The following is a 15623-nucleotide window of genomic DNA, read 5'->3' as shown; positions in this document are numbered from 1 at the left end:
TCAGCCGCTTCCGCGGGCGGCGGCGACCAGGGTGAGCAGGCGCAGGGCCGCCTCGCTCGCCGGCCGGTCCGTGCGATGGATCGTCAGGGTCCAACCTTGTGCCCGGGCGATCTCCGACAAGCCGTCGCGATGCTCGGCGAGCCGCCGCCGGTAGGCTTCGCCCCAGGCTCCGGCATCGCCGATGTCGAGATGGTCTCCCCCCTCCGGGTCGTGCAGGCTCGCCTGGCCCGCGAAGGGGAAGGTCTCCTCCACGGGATCGACCACGGCGACGAGATGACCGTGGGTGCCGCCGCCCCCGATCGCCTGCACGCTGGCGCGGACCTGGTCGAGGGGCGAGAGGAAGTCGCTGACGAGGATCGCCTCGTCGAAGCGGCCCGGCGTGGCCGGGGGCGGCCGGTCCTGGGTCAGGCCCGCCTCGTCGCGCACCAGGGCCTGGGCCAGGCTCTCGACCACGTTGCGGCCGGCGCTCGCCCGGGTCAGCCCGAGCAGCCCGACCCGCTCGCCGCCCTCGACGAAGGTCTCGGCCAGGGCGAGCCCGAGGACGAGCGCCCGCTCGACCTTCGGCACGAGGGCGAGGTCGGAGGCGAAGCCCATGGAGGCGGAGCGGTCGATCCAGAGCCAGATGTTGTGGGCGGCCTCCCATTCCCGCTCGCGGACATAGAGCCGGTCGTCCCGGGCCGAGCGGCGCCAGTCGATGCGCGCGGCGGCCTCGCCCGTGACGAAGGGACGGAACTGCCAGAAGCTCTCTCCCGGGCCCGCCCGGCGCCGTCCGTGCAGACCGTGGGCGAGGGTGCTGGACACCCGGCGCGCCTCCAGGATCAGGCGCGGCATCCGCTCCGCGAGCGCCTGCGCGTCCTGGATGGCGGGACGACCGGGCCGGCGCTCCGCGCCATCGAAGAGGCGAGGCGAAGCCATCCGCTCAGAGCTTGCCGACGAGCTGGCCGATCAGGCCGGTCACGGTCTCGCCATCGGCCCGCGCGGCGAAGGTGACGGCCATGCGGTGCTTGAGCACCGGCTCGGCAAGGGCCTTCACGTCGGCGATGGAGGGGGCGACGCGGCCCTCGATGAGGGCGCGGGCGCGCACGGCCAGGGTCAGCGCCTGGCTGGCGCGGGGGCCGGGCCCCCAGAGAAGCTTCTTGGCCACCGCCGGATCGCCGCCCTCGGGGCGGGCGGCCCGCACGAGATCGAGGATCGCATCGACCACGGCGTCGCCCACCGGCAGGCGGCGCACGAGGCGCTGAGCGGTGAGCAGCTGCTCGGTGGTCATCACGGCCCGGGCGTGCTGGTCCTCGACGCCGGTGGTCTCGACCAGGATGCGGCGCTCGGCGGCGCGGTCGGGATAGCCGACGTCGATCTCCAGGAGGAAGCGGTCGAGCTGCGCCTCGGGCAGGGGATAGGTGCCCTCCTGCTCGATCGGGTTCTGGGTCGCGAGCACGTGGAAGGGCCGCGGCAGGTCGTGGCGCTCGCCGGCCACCGAGACGAAATGCTCCTGCATCGCCTGGAGCAGGGCCGATTGGGTGCGCGGGCTCGCCCGGTTGATCTCGTCGGCCATGAGGAGCTGCGTGAAGACCGGCCCCTTCACGAAGCGGAAGGAGCGGCGGCGCTCGGCATCCTCGTCGAGGATCTCGGTGCCGAGGATGTCGGAGGGCATCAGGTCCGGGGTGAACTGCACCCGGCGGGCATCGAGCCCGAGGACCGTGCCGAGGGTCTCGACGAGCTTGGTCTTGGCCAGGCCCGGCAGGCCGACGAGCAGACCGTGGCCGCCGGCCAGGATGGTGACGAGGGCGAGGTCGACCACCTTCTCCTGGCCGAAGATCACCCCATGGATCGCCTCGCGCGCCTGCCCGATCGCTTCGAGGCAGGTTTCGGCTGTGGCGACGATGCCCTCATCGAGGCTGGTCGTGCCGGCCGTGGCGGCGCCCTGTGCCATCGGATCCCCGTCTCCTGATGCGGCCGCCCGGAAGAACGGCCCACGAAATGTGCAAGTCTGGAACCGAATCCCGCCGCATGGCAAGCGCCGGGGGCACGCGGCATTTCGCATCCGCCCTATCTGGCCGAGTGGGAAGCCCTCCGGAGGCGGCGCCTTTGCGCCCGCCCCGCCCCTGGCCCATCATGGGCGCGGAGAGGCAGAGGATGCGCGGATGAACGAAGGCAGCGGCATGGGGTTTCCGGACGGGTGGGAGGCCTTCACCGACCCGGGCTTCGTCGCCCATGTCGGGCCGATCTATCACCGCACGGCGGAGGGCCGGAAACGCTTCGCCTTCCGGGCCGAGGAGAAGCACGGCAACCTCGTCGGCCTCGTCCATGGCGGCATGCTCCTCACCTTCGCGGACCGTGCCCTCAGCATCTGCGTGATGGAGGCGCTCGAGGGCGCGAAATGCGTGACCATCGAGATGACGAGCCAGTTCGTCGGCGCGGCCCAGATCGGCGACCTCGTCGAGACCAGCCCGGAGGTCGTGCGCAGGACGTCGTCCCTGGTCTTCGTGCGCGCGATCCTGACCAGCGGCGACCGGCCCCTCGTCTCCGTCTCGGGGATCTGGAAGGCCTTGCGGGACAAGTCGGGCGGCTGAACCGGATTTCTTCGATGAGCGAGACGGCAAACGACCCCACCTTCTCCCGCCTGAGCGCGGCCCTCGGCAGCCTGCCCCCGCGCGGATTGCCGCCGGTCGAGCGCTGGAACCCGCCCCATTGCGGCCGGATCGACATGCGGATTGCCGCCGACGGCACCTGGTATCACGAGGGGACGCCGATCCGCCGGCCGGCGCTGGTGAAGCTCTTCGCCTCGATCCTGCGCCGGGAGCCGGACGGGGAGATCGTGCTGGTGACGCCGGTGGAGCGGGTCGGCATCACCGTGGAGGACGCGCCCTTCGTCGCCGTGGAGATGGCGGTGGAGGGCGAAGGCGAGAGCCGTCGCATCGGATTCAGGACCAATGTCGACGATCTCGTCTCGGTGGACGACGACCATCCCCTGCGCTTCGAGCAGGGGGCGGACGGGGGCCTGCGGCCTTATCTCCATGTCCGGCGCGACCTCTGGGCCCTGGTCAGCCGGTCCCTGACCTACGATCTCGTCGGGATGGGCGAGGAACGCATGATCGACGGACAATCCTGGTTCGGGCTCGCGGCGGCCGGCCGCTTCTTCAGGATCGCCCCCGCCGCATGAGAGTGCCCGATGCCGCGGCCGCCGGCCGCCCCGACACGATCGAAGACTTCCTCGCCCGCGCCGAACGGCTGCTGAACCGTCATCCGCCCGGCCTGGGCGGCCCCTTCGCCAATCCCCGCGGCGACCACAGCCTCGACCCGGCCGGGCTCGCCCATGTGCCGGGCGCGCCGCATCGCCTGGCCGCGGTGCTGGTGCCGGTGGTGGCCGGCCCGGAGGGCCTGTCGCTCCTGTTCACGACCCGCGCCGCGCATCTGCGCGACCATTCCGGCCAGATCGCCTTTCCCGGCGGCAAGATCGAGCCCGGCGACGCGACGCCGGCGGACACCGCCCTGCGCGAGGCCGAGGAGGAGGTGGGCCTGAACATCGGCGAGGTCTCGCCGCTCGGCTATCTCGACCCCTATCTCTCGGCCACGGGCTTCCTGGTGACGCCGGTGGTGGGCCTGGTGAGCACGGGCGCCCGCGTCGCCCCGAACCCGGCCGAGGTGGCGGACGTGTTCGAGGTGCCGCTCGCCTGGCTGATGGACCCGCTGCGCTTCGCCGTGCATTCCCGCGAGTGGAAGGGGCGGATGCGCTACTTCTACGCCATTCCCTTCGGCGAGCGCCTGATCTGGGGCGTCACCGCGGGCATCGTGCACAACCTCTACGAACGCCTCTATCGGTAAAGCCGGAGCGCATGGGTCGTCTCGTCCTCCAGGAACTCGCGGTGTTCGCGCTGCCCTTCCTGGCTTTCGCCGCCTACCTGCTCTTCGCCCGGCGCTCGCCCCTCGACCGAATGCAGTGGGATCCCTACTGGACCCGGCTGGTGATGGCGGGGTTGTTCGCGGTGGTCGCTTCCCTCGTCATGACCGGGATCACCGCGACTCGGCATCAGGACGGCTGGGTGCCGAGCCGCATCGAGAACGGCCGCCTCGTGCCGGGGCATTTCGAGTGAGCGCACACCGCCTCGACCCTGACGGCCCCGGCCGCCTTCTGGCCCGTCCGGGCGTGCAGGTCTGCCTGGCCGCGCTCCGGGTGGAGGGCGAGGCGACGCGGCTCGTCGGCGGCTGCGTGCGCGACGCGCTCCTCGGCCGGGACGGGGCGGATATCGACCTCGCCACCACCCTGCGGCCCGAGGACACCCTGGCGCGGGCCAGGGCCGCCGGCCTCAAGGCCGTGCCGACGGGCTTCGAGCACGGCACCGTGACGCTCGTCGTGGACGGCGTGCCGCACGAGGTGACGACCCTGCGGGAGGATATCGAGACCGACGGACGCCATGCGGTGGTGCGCTACGGCCGCGACTTCGCCCGGGACGCCGAGCGGCGCGACTTCACCATCAACGCCCTCTCCCTCTCGCCGGATGGCCGGGTGCACGACACCACGGGGGGCCTCGCCGATCTCGCAGCCGGCCGCGTCCGCTTCATCGGGGATGCGGCCATCCGCATCCGCGAGGACGCCCTGAGGATCCTGCGCTTCTTCCGCTTCCACGCCCGCTACGGGCAGGACGCGCCGGACCCGGAGGGACTGGCGGCCGCGATCGCCGCCCGCGACAGCCTCGACCGGCTCAGCCGGGAGCGTGTGCGGGCGGAGCTGCTCAAGCTGCTCGTCGCCCCGCGCGCCGTGGAGGCGATCGCGACCTTGAGCGCGACCGGCCTGCTCGGACGCATCACCGGGGGCGTCGGCGAACTCGGACGTCTCGCCCGGGCCGCGCGACAGGCCCCGTGCTCCGACATCGCGCGCCTCGCCGCCCTTTCCGTGCAGAGCACCGCCGATGCCGGGCGCCTGCTCGAGACCCTGCGCCTGTCCAAGGCCGAGCATGCTCGTCTCCTGGCCTATGCCCGGGCGCTGGCGCGGCTGCACGGCCTGACGGAGGTGGATGCGCGCGGCCTCCGCGCGCTGGCCGCGGAGTTCGGGCCGGAGGCGGTCCGCGACGTGCTGGCAGCGGTCGAGGGAGAGCCCCGTCCCCGGATTTCACGTGAAGCACAGGCCGCGCTCGATGCGCTCGACCATAAACCCGTGATGCCGCTCAGCGGCGGCGATCTCGTCGCCGCGGGATTGGCCCCGGGGCGCGCGGTCGGCCAAGCGCTCGCCGCGGCGAAGGCCCTCTGGCTGGCGGAGGGCTGCCCGACGGACGAGGCCGCGCGGGCGCGGCTGCTGGACGCCGCGCTGACCTCGGCGCAGGCCTGAGCCGGGTGTCAGGATCCGAATTGCGAGCCGAGCTGCTCGAGATATTCGGCGAGGTCGACGCCGCCCACCCGGGTGCCGTAGGCGAAGCGCATGCCCTGGCGGATATCGATGCTGGCGCTGCGGGTGGTCAGGGTGAAGGGCTTCACGCAGACCCATTCCCCGTCCCGCCGATGCTCGAAGAAGCGTAGAATCTCGTGCCTGGCCATCGCCCTCTCCCGCGCCCGGATACCGCCGGCGAGAGAACGGGCGAAATGCTCACAAGGTTCACCACGTCATGAGAATTTTCGACACGCCACGGCTAAGCTTTCCCAGCCTCCCGAGCATTGATGATTCGCAGGAACTTTGGCGCATGGGACAGTAAAGCGTAACCGTCGCGCTCCCGTCATGGAGCCGGCGCAAGAACGCCGATCCGACCCCTCTCCCCGCAACCGACTGACCGCCCCATGCCTGCCCACATCAAGCTGAGACCGCTGGAACGGGAGGACCTGCTCTTCGTCCACCAGCTGAACAACAACGACAGCATCATGCGCTACTGGTTCGAGGAGGCCTACGAGTCCTTCGCCGAGCTGTCGCAGCTCTACGAGCGCAACATCCACAACCAGACCGAGCGACGCTTCATCATCGCCACGGAGGACAACCAGCCGGCCGGGCTGGTGGAGCTCGTCGAGATCAACCACCTGCACCGGCGCTGCGAGTTCCAGATCGCGATCCATCCCAATTTTCAGGGGCGCGGCTACGCCAAGCGCGCCACGCGCATCGCCATGGACTACGCCTTCAGCGTGCTCAACATCCACAAGCTCTACCTGCACGTGGACAAGGACAATGCCCGCGCGGTCGGGATCTACGAGAGCTGCGGCTTCAAGCCCGAGGGCATCCTCAAGGACGAGTTCTTCGTGAACGGGCGCTACCGCGACGCCGTGCGCATGTGCCTGTTCCAGCCGGCCTATCTGAAGCAGCGCGGGGCCGGCGACGTGCTGGAGCCGGTGCTGAAGACCTGACGGAATCCGGCTGCCCGGGACCGGGCAGCCGGGACGCCCTTGTCAGGCCACGGGCTGGAGCGCGCCGGTGCGCTCGTGGAAATCCGGCCCGTTGCCGGTCTTGGCCACGTAGCCGGCGCGGATCACGAAGTCGCCGAAATGCTCGCCCTTCCGGCGGCCCTTGGCATAGGCCGCGAAGAGAGGATCGAGGGTCGCGCGGATCTCGCCGGCCGTGACGTCCTCCTTGTAGAGCTTGCTCAGGCGGGAGCCGTCGAAGGCGGCGCCGAGATAGAGGTGGTAGCGCTCGGGGCCGCGGCCGACGAGGCCGATCTCAGCGATGTAGGGCCGGGCGCAGCCATTCGGGCAGCCGGTGGAGCGGATGGTGATCTCCTCGTCCTGCAGGCCGTGTCGGGCGAGGCTCTCCTCCAGCTCGGAGATCAGGTCCGGCAGGTAGCGCTCGCTCTCGGCGAGGGCCAGGCCGCAGGTCGGCAGGGCCACGCAGGCCATGGAGTTGCGGCGCAGCGCGCCCGCGCCCTTGGTGAGAGCGTATTCGTCGACCAGCGCCTCGATCTCGGCGCGCTTGGCCGCCGGCACGTTGGCGATGATCACGTTCTGATTGCCGGTGAGGCGGAAATCGCCCTCGTGCACCTGGGCGATGCGGCGCAGCCCCGAGAGGAAGCGCGGGCCGCCCTCCACGTCCTTGATGCGGCCCGAGGGCACGTAGAGGGTGAGGTGGTGGCGCCCGTCCTCGCCCTCGACCCAGCCGAAGCGGTCGCCGTTGCCGGTGAAGGTGAAGGGCTTGGGCTCCTCAAGCTTCTTGCCGAGGCGGTTCTCGACCTCGGCCCGGAAGGCGGCGAGGCCGAAACGCTCGATCGTGTATTTGAGCCGGGCGTTCTTGCGGACCTTGCGGTTGCCCCAGTCGCGCTGGACCGTCATCACGGCCTCGGCGACCTTGAGGGCGTCCTCGGGCTTCACGAAGCCCATCACGTCGGCGGTGCGGGGGAAGGTGTCGGTCTCGCCATGGGTCATGCCCATGCCGCCGCCCACGGTGACGTTCCAGCCCGTCACCTTGTTCTTCTTGTCGAGGATGGCGATGAAGCCGAGGTCGTGGGCGAAGATGTCGACCTCGTTGGAGGGCGGCACCGCGACCACGATCTTGAACTTCCGCGGCAGGTAGGTCTTGCCGTAGACCGGCTCGACCACCGCCTCGTCCTCGCCGCCGACCACGCGCTCGCCGTCGAGCCAGATCTCGCGCCAGGCCTGCGTCTTCGGCAGCAGCGTGTCGGAGATGTCCTTGCCGAGCTGGTAGGCTGCCTTGTGGGCGCCCGCCTGGGCCGGGTTCGTCGCGGCCATGACGTTGCGGTTCACGTCGCCGCAGGCCGCGATCGTGTCGAGCAGCGCCGAGTCGATCGCTGCCATGGTCCGCTTGAGGTTCGACTTGATGACGCCGTGATACTGGAAGGTCTGGCGCGTGGTCGCGCGCAGGGTCCCATTGGCGTAGGTCGTCGCGATGTTGTCGAGGATCAGCCACTGCTTCGGCGTCACCACGCCGCCGGCGATGCGCAGGCGGATCATGAAGCTGTAGGCCTTGTCGAGCTTCTTCTTGGTGCGCTCGGGCCGCAGGTCGCGGTCGTCCTGCAGGTACATCCCGTGGAACTTCACGAGCTGCCCGTCATCGTCCGAGATGGCGCCGGTGGCGTGCTTCAGGAGCCCGTCGGCCAGCGTGCCGCGCAGATAGCCGCTCGCGATCTTGATGTGCTCGTTGTGGGAGAGGCCGGCCGCCCGGGCCGCCTCCGCATCGTCGATCGGCCGCCCGGTCGGCGGCGTCTCGTAGCGGCGCGCGCCCACGCCGGGCGTCTCCACGGCGGGCCCGTCGGTGGTGTCGATCGGCTTGTGGTCGTCCATGGCGGTGATCCGATACCTGCAGCCCTCCCCCCTCTGCGGGGGAGGGTGCCTCGCGGATGCGAGGCGGGAGAGGGGAGCGACGGTGCAGCCTGGCTGCGCCTGCCGCGAAATCTCCGGAGGCCGGGGTCCCCTCACCCGACCCCCTCCGGGGCCACCCTCTCCCGCGGCGGGCAGAGGGAGCGTCGCGTGTCTTCAGTACACGTCCTGCTGATAACGCTTGGCGCGCTCCAGGGACGCGACATGGGCCTCCGCATCGGCGGCGCTCAGGCCCTTCACGGACTGGAAGGCGCGGACCACGGCGGCGCGGACGTCCTTGGCCATGTTCTTGGCGTCGCCGCAGACATAGAACGAGGCGCCCCCATCGAGCCAGGCGACCACGTCCGCCGCGTTCTGGTCGATCCGATCCTGCACGTAGATCTTTTCCGGCTGGTCGCGGGAGAAGGCCACGTCGATCTTGGTGAGCGAACCGTCCTCCAGGGCCTCCTGCCATTCGAGCTGGTAGAGGAAGTCGTGGGTGAAGTGGCGGTCGCCGAAGAACAGCCAGGCGCGGCCCGGGGCTTCGGTGGCGCGGCGCTCCTGCACGAAGGCGCGGAAGGGCGCGACGCCGGTGCCGGGGCCGACCATGATGATGTCGGTCGCCGGATCTGCGGGCAGGCGGAAATGCTTGTTCGGCTTCACCCGCACCCGCAGCTTGGCGCCGTTGGCGATCCGGTCGGCCACATGCACCGAGGCGACGCCGGAGCGGGCGCGGCCATGGGTCTCGTAGCGCACGGCGGCGATGGTCAGGTGCACCTCGTCGCCGACCTCCTTGCGGGAGGAGGCGATGGAATAGGCCCGCGGCGGCAGCGGCCGGGTGACCGTGTTGAGGTGCTCGGCCGTCAGCGTCACGGGGAAGCGTTCGAGCAGGTCGATCAGGTGCCGGCCCTCGATCCAGGCCTTCACCTCGCCGCTCTCCACGAAGGCCTGCGCCTCGGCATGACCGGTGGCCTTGGCGAAGCGCTCGACCGTGGTCGGCGACAGGGTGGTGATGTCGCGCTCGGCGAGCAGCGCCTTGCGCAGGGCTTCGTCGCCGGACAGCCCCGTGGCCTTCAGGATCTCCTCGACGAGTTGCGGGTCGTTCTCGGGGAAGATCTCCAGGGAGTCGCCGGGCTCGTAGGCGGGCGCCCCGTCCTCGAATTCGAGGGCGAGATGGATCGTCTCCTTGTCCGAGCGCGAAGAATTCAGGTTGATGTGGTCGATCACCTCGACCACCACCGGCTCGCGGCTGAGCTCGGCCTCCTCCTCGCCGCCGGTGGCGCGGAAATCGACCGCCACGACGTTGCCGCCGGCATCCGCCGGGGCCAGGGCCTTGAGCGCCCCCTTGATCCAGTCGGCGGCGGGCTTCTCGAAATCGAGGTCGAGATCGGCGCGGTCATAGGCGCGCTTGGCGCCGAGGGCCTCGAAGCGCGCGTCGAGCGCCTTCCCGATGGCACAGAACTCCGCGTAGCTGGTGTCGCCGAGCGAGAGCACGCCGAACTCGACGCCGTCGAGCCGCGGAGCGCCCTCCCCCATCAGCTCGCCATAGGCGCGCACGGCCCGGGCCGGGGGCTCGCCCTCTCCCCAGGTCGCGGCGATGGCGATGAGCTTGCCGGCCTTGGGCAGGGTGGCGAGATCGAGATCGGCGAAATCGATCACCTTCGGCTTGAAGCCCTGCTTGCGCGCGAGCTTGCTCACATCGCCGGCGAGCTTCTCCGAGTTGCCGGATTCGGAGGCGAAGACGATCGTCAGCGGTTCCGCCGCCTTCGGAGCCGCCGCCGGCTGCGCCGCGGCCTCGGGCTGGATGCCCGCGGCGGCATCGAGCCCGGCGAGGAAGCCCGTGAGCCAGGCGCGCTGGATCGGCGTCGCCGTCACCAGGACGGAGTCGAGGCTTGCCCGTTCGCGCTCGTCGAAGGGGGCCGTGCGGGGAAGGATCGCTTGTCGAGACATTATACGTGCCATGTCGTCTGCCAGAGCGCCGCTGTCAACGGAGGAACGTCCGTTTTACAGAACAGGCCCACGGGAGAACGAGCCTTTTGCGCGCGCAGCAAGTTAAAGAATTTTATTCTCCGACCACGGCGAGCTGCGGGGTCGCGCGGCCGCGGGGCGGCGGGGCGGGCAGCGGCAGGGCGGTGGTGGACTTCACCTTCTCCATGGCGAAACGCGAAGTGACGTTCTTCAGCGGCAGCGTCGCGATCAGGTTCTTGTAGAAGGTGTCGTAGGCGGACATGTCGGCCACTACGACCCGCAGCATGTAGTCCACGTCGCCGGCCATTCGGTAGAATTCCAGCACCTCCGGCATCGCCGCGATGCGGTCGGCGAATCGCTCCAGCCAGTCCTTGGAATGGTCCGCCGTCTCGATGGAGACGAAGACGGTCAGCCCGAGCCCGAGCTTGACGGGATCGAGCACCGCCACGCGGCGGTCGATCACGCCATCGGCCTCCAGCCGCTGGATGCGCTTCCAGCACGGAGTCTGCGACAAGCCGACCTGCTCGCCGATGGCGGCGATCGAAAGGGTGGCGTCCTTCTGGAGGAGCGCAAGGATCTTGAGATCGATCGAATCCAAGGGGCCTCCTATCCGGGCTCGCACCCGGCATCCGCAGGCATCTGCGAGAAGATTCTTTTACCATTCGGCGGCCAAGCCGAACCATTCGCTTCAATCCCCCTCCCTCACAGGAGAGGATTGCGCGCAAAGCGACTGGGGACGCCTTGACAGCGTTCGTTATAGCGAACATTTCAGGCGTCGTACAAGCAGGTAATCGAAGCAGCCCACATGACGCACGCCCTCCAGCGCGCGGCCGCGGACCTCGCCGAAGCCATGGCGGGGCTGGATCTGACGAGGCGGATCCGCCTCGTCGAGGACCGGGTGCCGGGCCGGCTCGTCTTCACCACCAGCCTCGGCATCGAGGACCAGGCGCTCACCCACGCCCTCGCGATGGCCAAGGGCCGGACCGAGATCGTGACCCTCGATACGGGCCGCCTCTTCCCCGAGACCTACGACGTCTGGGCCGAGACCGAGGCCGCCTACGGCATCCGCATCCGCGCCTACGCGCCCGAGCGCGCGGCTGAGGAGGCCTTCGTCGCGGCGGAGGGCATCAACGGCTTCCGCCATTCCATCGCTGCAAGACAGGCCTGCTGCGGCTTCCGCAAGGTCGAGCCCCTGGCCCGGGCCCTAGAGAACGCCGCCGGCTGGTTCACGGGCCTGCGCGCCGGGCAATCGGCCAACCGGGCCGACACGCCGCTCGCGGAGGCCGACGAGGCCCGCGGCCTCATCAAGATCAACCCGCTCGCCGACTGGAGCCGGGCGGATGTGGACAGCTTCGTGAAGGACAACTACGTCCCCTACAACGTCCTGCACGACCGGGGCTTCCCCTCCATCGGCTGCGCGCCCTGCACCCGTGCCGTGCGCATCGGCGAGAGCGAGCGGGCCGGGCGCTGGTGGTGGGAGCAGGAATCCAAGAAGGAATGCGGCCTGCACGTGCACAGGCCGGAGGGCGACGTCGCGCCCGGGCAGGAGGCCGCGGCCTTCGAGGAGCCCGCGCGCGCGGCGACATCCCGCGAGAACAGAAGGGAACTGGTTTGATGAGCGGTGCCACCGCCGAAGCCCGGCTCGCGCCGGGCTCCGCGCCCGCCCGGGCGCGCCTGACGCATCTGCAGCGCCTCGAGGCCGAGAGCATCCAGATCTTCCGGGAGACGGTCGCCGAGACCGAGAACCCCGTGATGCTCTACTCGATCGGCAAGGATTCCTCCGTCCTGCTGCATCTGGCGCTGAAGGCCTTCGCCCCCGGGCGCCTGCCCTTCCCCCTGCTCCACGTCGACACGACCTGGAAGTTCAAGGAGATGATCGCCTTCCGCGACGCCCGCGCGAAGGAGCTCGGCCTCGACCTTCTGGTGCACACCAACCCAGACGGCCTCGCCAAGGGCGTCGGCCCGGTGAGCCACGGCTCGGAGGTGCATACCGACGTGATGAAGACGCAGGCCCTGCGGCAGGCACTCGACCAGCACAAGTTCGACGCGGCCTTCGGCGGGGCGCGGCGCGACGAGGAGGCGAGCCGCGCCAAGGAGCGCATCGTCTCCCTGCGCAACGCGCAGCATCGCTGGGATCCGAAGCGCCAGCGGGCCGAGCCCTGGCACCTGTACAATTTCAAGAAGCGGCGCGGCGAGAGCTTCCGCGTGTTCCCGCTCTCGAACTGGACCGAGCTCGATATCTGGCTCTACATCGAGCAGGAGCAGATCCCGATCGTGCCGCTGTACTTCGCGGCCGAGCGGCCCGTCGTCGAGCGCGAGGGCCAGCTCATCATGGTCGATGACGAGCGGCTGCCCCTGAATCCCGGCGAGACGCCGCAGTTGCGCCAGGTCCGCTTCCGCACGCTCGGCTGCTACCCGCTGACCGGCGCGGTGGAGAGTCCTGCCAAGACCCTGCCGGAGATCATCGGCGAGACGCTCGCCGCCCGCACCTCCGAGCGCCAGGGGCGCGTCATCGACAAGGACGGCGCCGGCGCCATGGAGCGCAAGAAGCAGGAGGGCTACTTCTGATGACCGTCCACCCGTCACCGGAGGCCTTCGGCTACGAGGCCTTCCTGCACGCGCACCAGAACAAGGAAGTGCTGCGCTTCATCGCCTGCGGCTCCGTGGACGACGGCAAGTCGACCCTGATCGGCCGCCTGCTGCACGACACCAAGCAGATCTTCGACGACCAGATCAGCGCGCTCCAGCGCGACTCGCGCAAGCACGGCACGCAGGGCCAGGAGGTCGACCTCGCCCTCCTCGTCGACGGCCTCCAGGCCGAGCGCGAGCAGGGCATCACCATCGACGTGGCCTATCGCTTCTTCTCCACCGAGAAGCGCTCCTTCATCGTGGCCGACACCCCCGGCCACGAGCAGTACACCCGCAACATGGCCACCGGCGCCTCCACGGCGGACGTCGCGGTGATCCTGGTCGATGCCCGCCAGGGCCTGACCCGGCAGACCCGCCGCCACGCCCTGCTCGTCTCGGCGCTCGGCATCCGCCGCGTGGTGCTGGCCGTGAACAAGATGGACCTGCTCGGCTGGTCCCAGGCGCGGTTCGACGAGATCGTGGCGGGCTTCGACGCCTTCGCCCAGGGCCTCGACTTCGCCGAGGTGCGGGCGATCCCGCTCTCGGCCAAGAACGGCGACAACGTCGTGCTGCCGGGCGCCGCCGCGCCCTGGTACACGGACGTGCCGCTCCTCGCCTATCTCGAAGAGGTGCCGGTGAAGTCGGAGGAGCGGGCCGCCGCCTTCCGCCTGCCGGTGCAGTGGGTCAACCGGCCGAACTCCGACTTCCGCGGCTTCTCCGGGCTGATCACCAGCGGCTCGGCGGCGCCGGGCGACAAGGTCGTGATCGCTCCCTCGGGCAAGACCTCGACCATCGCCCGCATCTTCACCGCCGACGGCGACCTGTCCCGGGCGAGCGAGGGACAGTCGGTCACGCTGGTGCTCGCCGACGAGGTCGACGCCTCCCGCGGCGCGGTGATCGCCACGGCGGATGCCCCCCTCACCGTCACCGACACCCTCGACGTGCGCCTGTTCTGGGCCTCCGAGACCGAGCTGGCGCCGGGCGCGAGCCTCTGGGCCAAGGTCGGCACCACCACGACCAACGCGGTGGTGAAGGCGATCCGCCGCCGCATCGACCCGGAGACGGGTCAGGCGGCGCCGGCGGAGAAACTCGCCGTCAACGACATCGGCGACGTGACGCTGCAGCTCGACCGGGAGATCGCGGTCGACGCCTATCGCGACAGCCGCGACACCGGCAGCCTGATCCTGATCGACCGGGAGACCACGGACACGGCCGCCCTCGGCCTGATCCAGGCCCCGGCGCCCAAGGCGCCCGTCGAGAAGGGGACGGCCGGGGACGAGGCCAAGCGCAAGAGCGCACCCTCCGGCGGCTTCCTGTCCCGTCTGCGCTGGGTCTTCGGCGGCATCTGACGCAGCCGCCCCATCCCCCGAACGAAGGCCCGCCGTTCCTCGAAGCGGCGGGCCTTCACGTTTTCCGGACGGCCTGCCGCAGGCCCTTGAGATCCCGGCCCCCTCCCCTCTCTGTGTCCGGGTTCGGCGCCCTCGGCGCCGGGACCAACAGGAGGAACTCCCATGTCGAAGCGTCTGCTCGGGCTCGCGGCAGCCCTGGCTCTGGGCGGCCTGACCGCGACCGCCTCCACGGCCGGCGCGGCTCCCCTCGGGGCCGGCACGGCCGGCCTGACCGGCAGCGATCTCGTCACCCATGTGGCGCAGGGCTGCGGCCCGGGCGCCGGCCGCGACGCCTACGGCCGCTGCCGCGTCTTCGCCCGGCCCTATTACGGGCCGCGCCCGGGCTTTTACGGCCGCCGCTGCTTCTTCCGCCCGACCCCGTTCGGGCCGCGCCGCGTCTGCCGCTGGTAAAGGCGACGGCGGGCGGCCTCAGCCGGAGGCCGCCTGCTCCCCGTGTGCGGCCATCTCGGCCCCGAAGCGTTCCCGCGCATAGGCCTCGAGATCGAAATCGTCGGTCGGCAGGCGGAACATGAAGCGCTCGGCGAGCTGGGTGAGCATCAGGTCGGGCTTCACCCGCTCCACGTAGCCCCAGTCCACCGCGGACGACCACACGAAATGCACCTCGCGGAAGGTCTCGGCCAGCATGCCGGTGAGCATGATCGGCGAGAAATGCGCGTAGGAATCCCCGAACAGAACCACCCGGCGCGGATCGGCCTGCGGCGACGTGTTGGCATAGATCACGTGCGAGCCGACATGCAGCTTGTCGGGCTCGCCCGACGCCTCGCGGAACCGCACGATCGGGCTCGCATAGGTCCGCTCGGCGTCCCGCAGCAGGTAGTGGAAGGGCACGCTCTCGCCGCGGGGCGGATCGAGCTTCTCGCCGAGATCGCCGATCCGCTCCCGCGCCCCGTGGAAGCGGGTGCCGAGATCCGGCACGGGGACGGCCTTCCAGGCGGCGCAGAGCCGTTCGTAGGCGAGATGGCAACCGGCGAAGGACCAGTGGCTGTCCGTCTTCAGGTAGAGATCCTGGGCGTCGCGCGCCGCGCGGAAGGCGCCGACGAGGTCGAGACAGGCCCGGCGCGCCCGCGGATGGAACAGGAGGCCGCGGCGCAGCCGCAGGGCCGGCGACAGACGGACGTCGACCGTGAGGCCCTCGCCGAGCCTGTGATCGTAGACCGAGAGCTTCTCCGGCACGATCAGGTGCCGGTAGCCGATCCCGAGGGCGGCGCAGCGGCGGGTGCGCGCGATCAGGAGCCGCCGCCAGCCCTCGATCTGCCGCTGCATGAAGGGCGAGCGGCTGAACTGGCCGACGACGTTGTTGCTCCCCGCCGTGAGGAACAGCCAACCGTCGCGCCCGACATGGACAAGGTTGGCGGGAAGCTCGGACATGCGGGCTAGATAGGGCGGTTCGGCCGGTGA

The 15623-nt window shown here is 70.4% G+C and carries 17 protein-coding genes; 10 read left to right on the top strand and 7 right to left on the bottom strand.

Going from position 1 to position 15623, the window contains the following annotated elements; all coding sequences use genetic code 11:
- Window positions 1–915, bottom strand: a complete 915-nt coding sequence (locus MMB17_RS08045) for a DUF58 domain-containing protein (RefSeq protein ID WP_241101718.1) — start codon at window positions 913–915, stop codon at window positions 1–3.
- Window positions 916–919: 4 nt separating this feature from the next.
- Window positions 920–1930, bottom strand: a complete 1011-nt coding sequence (locus tag MMB17_RS08040; RefSeq protein ID WP_238309247.1) for an AAA family ATPase — start codon at window positions 1928–1930, stop codon at window positions 920–922.
- 211 nt (window positions 1931–2141) lie between these two features.
- Between MMB17_RS08040 and MMB17_RS08035 the strand changes: the two genes are divergently transcribed.
- From MMB17_RS08035 to MMB17_RS08015, 5 genes are read left to right on the top strand one after another with little or no spacing between them, the layout of a single operon-like run.
- Window positions 2142–2570, top strand: a complete 429-nt coding sequence (locus MMB17_RS08035) for a PaaI family thioesterase (RefSeq protein WP_238309248.1) — start codon at window positions 2142–2144, stop codon at window positions 2568–2570.
- 14 nt (window positions 2571–2584) lie between these two features.
- A complete protein-coding gene (locus MMB17_RS08030; RefSeq protein ID WP_238309249.1) occupies window positions 2585–3160 on the top strand; it encodes a DUF1285 domain-containing protein in 576 nt (191 codons plus the stop codon).
- Entirely contained in the window at window positions 3157–3822 is a 666-nt protein-coding gene (locus tag MMB17_RS08025) for a CoA pyrophosphatase (protein ID WP_241101717.1), read from the top strand. The genes MMB17_RS08030 and MMB17_RS08025 overlap by 4 nt, the downstream gene beginning before the upstream one ends.
- 11 nt (window positions 3823–3833) lie before the next feature.
- On the top strand, window positions 3834–4091 hold the full coding sequence (locus MMB17_RS08020) for a DUF6111 family protein (RefSeq protein WP_238309251.1): 258 nt from the start codon (window positions 3834–3836) through the stop codon (window positions 4089–4091).
- Complete coding sequence (locus MMB17_RS08015) at window positions 4088–5323, top strand: CCA tRNA nucleotidyltransferase (protein ID WP_241101716.1); 1236 nt, start codon at window positions 4088–4090, stop codon at window positions 5321–5323. The genes MMB17_RS08020 and MMB17_RS08015 overlap by 4 nt, the downstream gene beginning before the upstream one ends.
- Before the next feature lie 8 nt (window positions 5324–5331).
- On the opposite strand, the gene MMB17_RS08010 is transcribed toward MMB17_RS08015, so the two are convergent.
- Window positions 5332–5529 carry a hypothetical protein gene (locus MMB17_RS08010; protein ID WP_241101715.1) on the bottom strand — a complete coding sequence of 66 codons (198 nt, stop codon included), beginning with the start codon at window positions 5527–5529 and terminating at the stop codon, window positions 5332–5334.
- 237 nt (window positions 5530–5766) lie between these two features.
- Between MMB17_RS08010 and speG the strand changes: the two genes are divergently transcribed.
- Window positions 5767–6321 (top strand): spermidine N1-acetyltransferase, encoded by a 555-nt coding sequence (gene speG / locus MMB17_RS08005; protein ID WP_238309254.1) that lies wholly within the window; start codon window positions 5767–5769, stop codon window positions 6319–6321.
- A 42-nt stretch (window positions 6322–6363) separates the two neighbouring features.
- Here speG and MMB17_RS08000 read toward each other — a convergent pair whose 3' ends face one another.
- From MMB17_RS08000 to MMB17_RS07990, 3 genes are all read right to left on the bottom strand, one after another.
- Window positions 6364–8205, bottom strand: a complete 1842-nt coding sequence (locus MMB17_RS08000) for an NADPH-dependent assimilatory sulfite reductase hemoprotein subunit (RefSeq protein WP_238309255.1) — start codon at window positions 8203–8205, stop codon at window positions 6364–6366.
- A 192-nt stretch (window positions 8206–8397) separates the two neighbouring features.
- Window positions 8398–10170, bottom strand: coding sequence for a diflavin oxidoreductase (locus MMB17_RS07995; protein WP_241101714.1), 1773 nt, complete (start codon window positions 10168–10170; stop codon window positions 8398–8400).
- Window positions 10171–10282: 112 nt separating this feature from the next.
- Complete coding sequence (locus tag MMB17_RS07990; RefSeq protein WP_238309257.1) at window positions 10283–10786, bottom strand: Lrp/AsnC family transcriptional regulator; 504 nt, start codon at window positions 10784–10786, stop codon at window positions 10283–10285.
- A 207-nt stretch (window positions 10787–10993) separates the two neighbouring features.
- Here MMB17_RS07990 and MMB17_RS07985 point away from each other — a divergent pair, with 207 nt between their 5' ends.
- The 4 genes from MMB17_RS07985 (at window position 10994) to MMB17_RS07970 (ending at window position 14615) form a co-directional block, all read left to right on the top strand.
- Complete coding sequence (locus MMB17_RS07985; protein WP_241101713.1) at window positions 10994–11803, top strand: phosphoadenylyl-sulfate reductase; 810 nt, start codon at window positions 10994–10996, stop codon at window positions 11801–11803.
- Window positions 11803–12756 carry a sulfate adenylyltransferase subunit CysD gene (cysD, locus tag MMB17_RS07980; protein ID WP_241101712.1) on the top strand — a complete coding sequence of 318 codons (954 nt, stop codon included), beginning with the start codon at window positions 11803–11805 and terminating at the stop codon, window positions 12754–12756. Before MMB17_RS07985 ends, cysD begins: the two co-directional genes overlap by 1 nt.
- Complete coding sequence (gene cysN / locus MMB17_RS07975; protein ID WP_241101711.1) at window positions 12756–14165, top strand: sulfate adenylyltransferase subunit CysN; 1410 nt, start codon at window positions 12756–12758, stop codon at window positions 14163–14165. The genes cysD and cysN overlap by 1 nt, the downstream gene beginning before the upstream one ends.
- A 162-nt stretch (window positions 14166–14327) precedes the next feature.
- Window positions 14328–14615 carry a GCG_CRPN prefix-to-repeats domain-containing protein gene (locus tag MMB17_RS07970; protein ID WP_241101710.1) on the top strand — a complete coding sequence of 96 codons (288 nt, stop codon included), beginning with the start codon at window positions 14328–14330 and terminating at the stop codon, window positions 14613–14615.
- A gap of 18 nt (window positions 14616–14633) precedes the next feature.
- On the opposite strand, the gene MMB17_RS07965 is transcribed toward MMB17_RS07970, so the two are convergent.
- A complete protein-coding gene (locus MMB17_RS07965; protein ID WP_241101709.1) occupies window positions 14634–15593 on the bottom strand; it encodes an alginate O-acetyltransferase AlgX-related protein in 960 nt (319 codons plus the stop codon).
- Between the last annotated feature and the right edge of the window lie 30 nt (window positions 15594–15623).

Source organism: Methylobacterium organophilum (genome assembly GCF_022533465.1).
GTDB classification, from domain to species: Bacteria; Pseudomonadota; Alphaproteobacteria; order Rhizobiales; family Beijerinckiaceae; genus Methylobacterium; species Methylobacterium organophilum.
Note: the sequence above shows the minus strand (reverse complement) of the source record. Positions and strands in the feature narration are given on the sequence as shown.

Coding starts and splice junctions, on each gene's coding strand:
- MMB17_RS08040 (WP_238309247.1), bottom strand. CDS start 1,930: ATGGCACAGGGCGCCGCCACGGCCGGCACGACCAGCCTCGATGAGGGC.
- MMB17_RS07995 (WP_241101714.1), bottom strand. CDS start 10,170: ATGTCTCGACAAGCGATCCTTCCCCGCACGGCCCCCTTCGACGAGCGC.
- MMB17_RS08025 (WP_241101717.1), top strand. CDS start 3,157: ATGAGAGTGCCCGATGCCGCGGCCGCCGGCCGCCCCGACACGATCGAA.
- MMB17_RS07965 (WP_241101709.1), bottom strand. CDS start 15,593: ATGTCCGAGCTTCCCGCCAACCTTGTCCATGTCGGGCGCGACGGTTGG.
- MMB17_RS08045 (WP_241101718.1), bottom strand. CDS start 915: ATGGCTTCGCCTCGCCTCTTCGATGGCGCGGAGCGCCGGCCCGGTCGT.
- MMB17_RS08030 (WP_238309249.1), top strand. CDS start 2,585: ATGAGCGAGACGGCAAACGACCCCACCTTCTCCCGCCTGAGCGCGGCC.
- MMB17_RS07970 (WP_241101710.1), top strand. CDS start 14,328: ATGTCGAAGCGTCTGCTCGGGCTCGCGGCAGCCCTGGCTCTGGGCGGC.
- MMB17_RS07985 (WP_241101713.1), top strand. CDS start 10,994: ATGACGCACGCCCTCCAGCGCGCGGCCGCGGACCTCGCCGAAGCCATG.
- cysN (WP_241101711.1), top strand. CDS start 12,756: ATGACCGTCCACCCGTCACCGGAGGCCTTCGGCTACGAGGCCTTCCTG.
- MMB17_RS08020 (WP_238309251.1), top strand. CDS start 3,834: ATGGGTCGTCTCGTCCTCCAGGAACTCGCGGTGTTCGCGCTGCCCTTC.
- MMB17_RS08000 (WP_238309255.1), bottom strand. CDS start 8,205: ATGGACGACCACAAGCCGATCGACACCACCGACGGGCCCGCCGTGGAG.
- cysD (WP_241101712.1), top strand. CDS start 11,803: ATGAGCGGTGCCACCGCCGAAGCCCGGCTCGCGCCGGGCTCCGCGCCC.
- MMB17_RS08035 (WP_238309248.1), top strand. CDS start 2,142: ATGAACGAAGGCAGCGGCATGGGGTTTCCGGACGGGTGGGAGGCCTTC.
- speG (WP_238309254.1), top strand. CDS start 5,767: ATGCCTGCCCACATCAAGCTGAGACCGCTGGAACGGGAGGACCTGCTC.
- MMB17_RS08010 (WP_241101715.1), bottom strand. CDS start 5,529: ATGGCCAGGCACGAGATTCTACGCTTCTTCGAGCATCGGCGGGACGGG.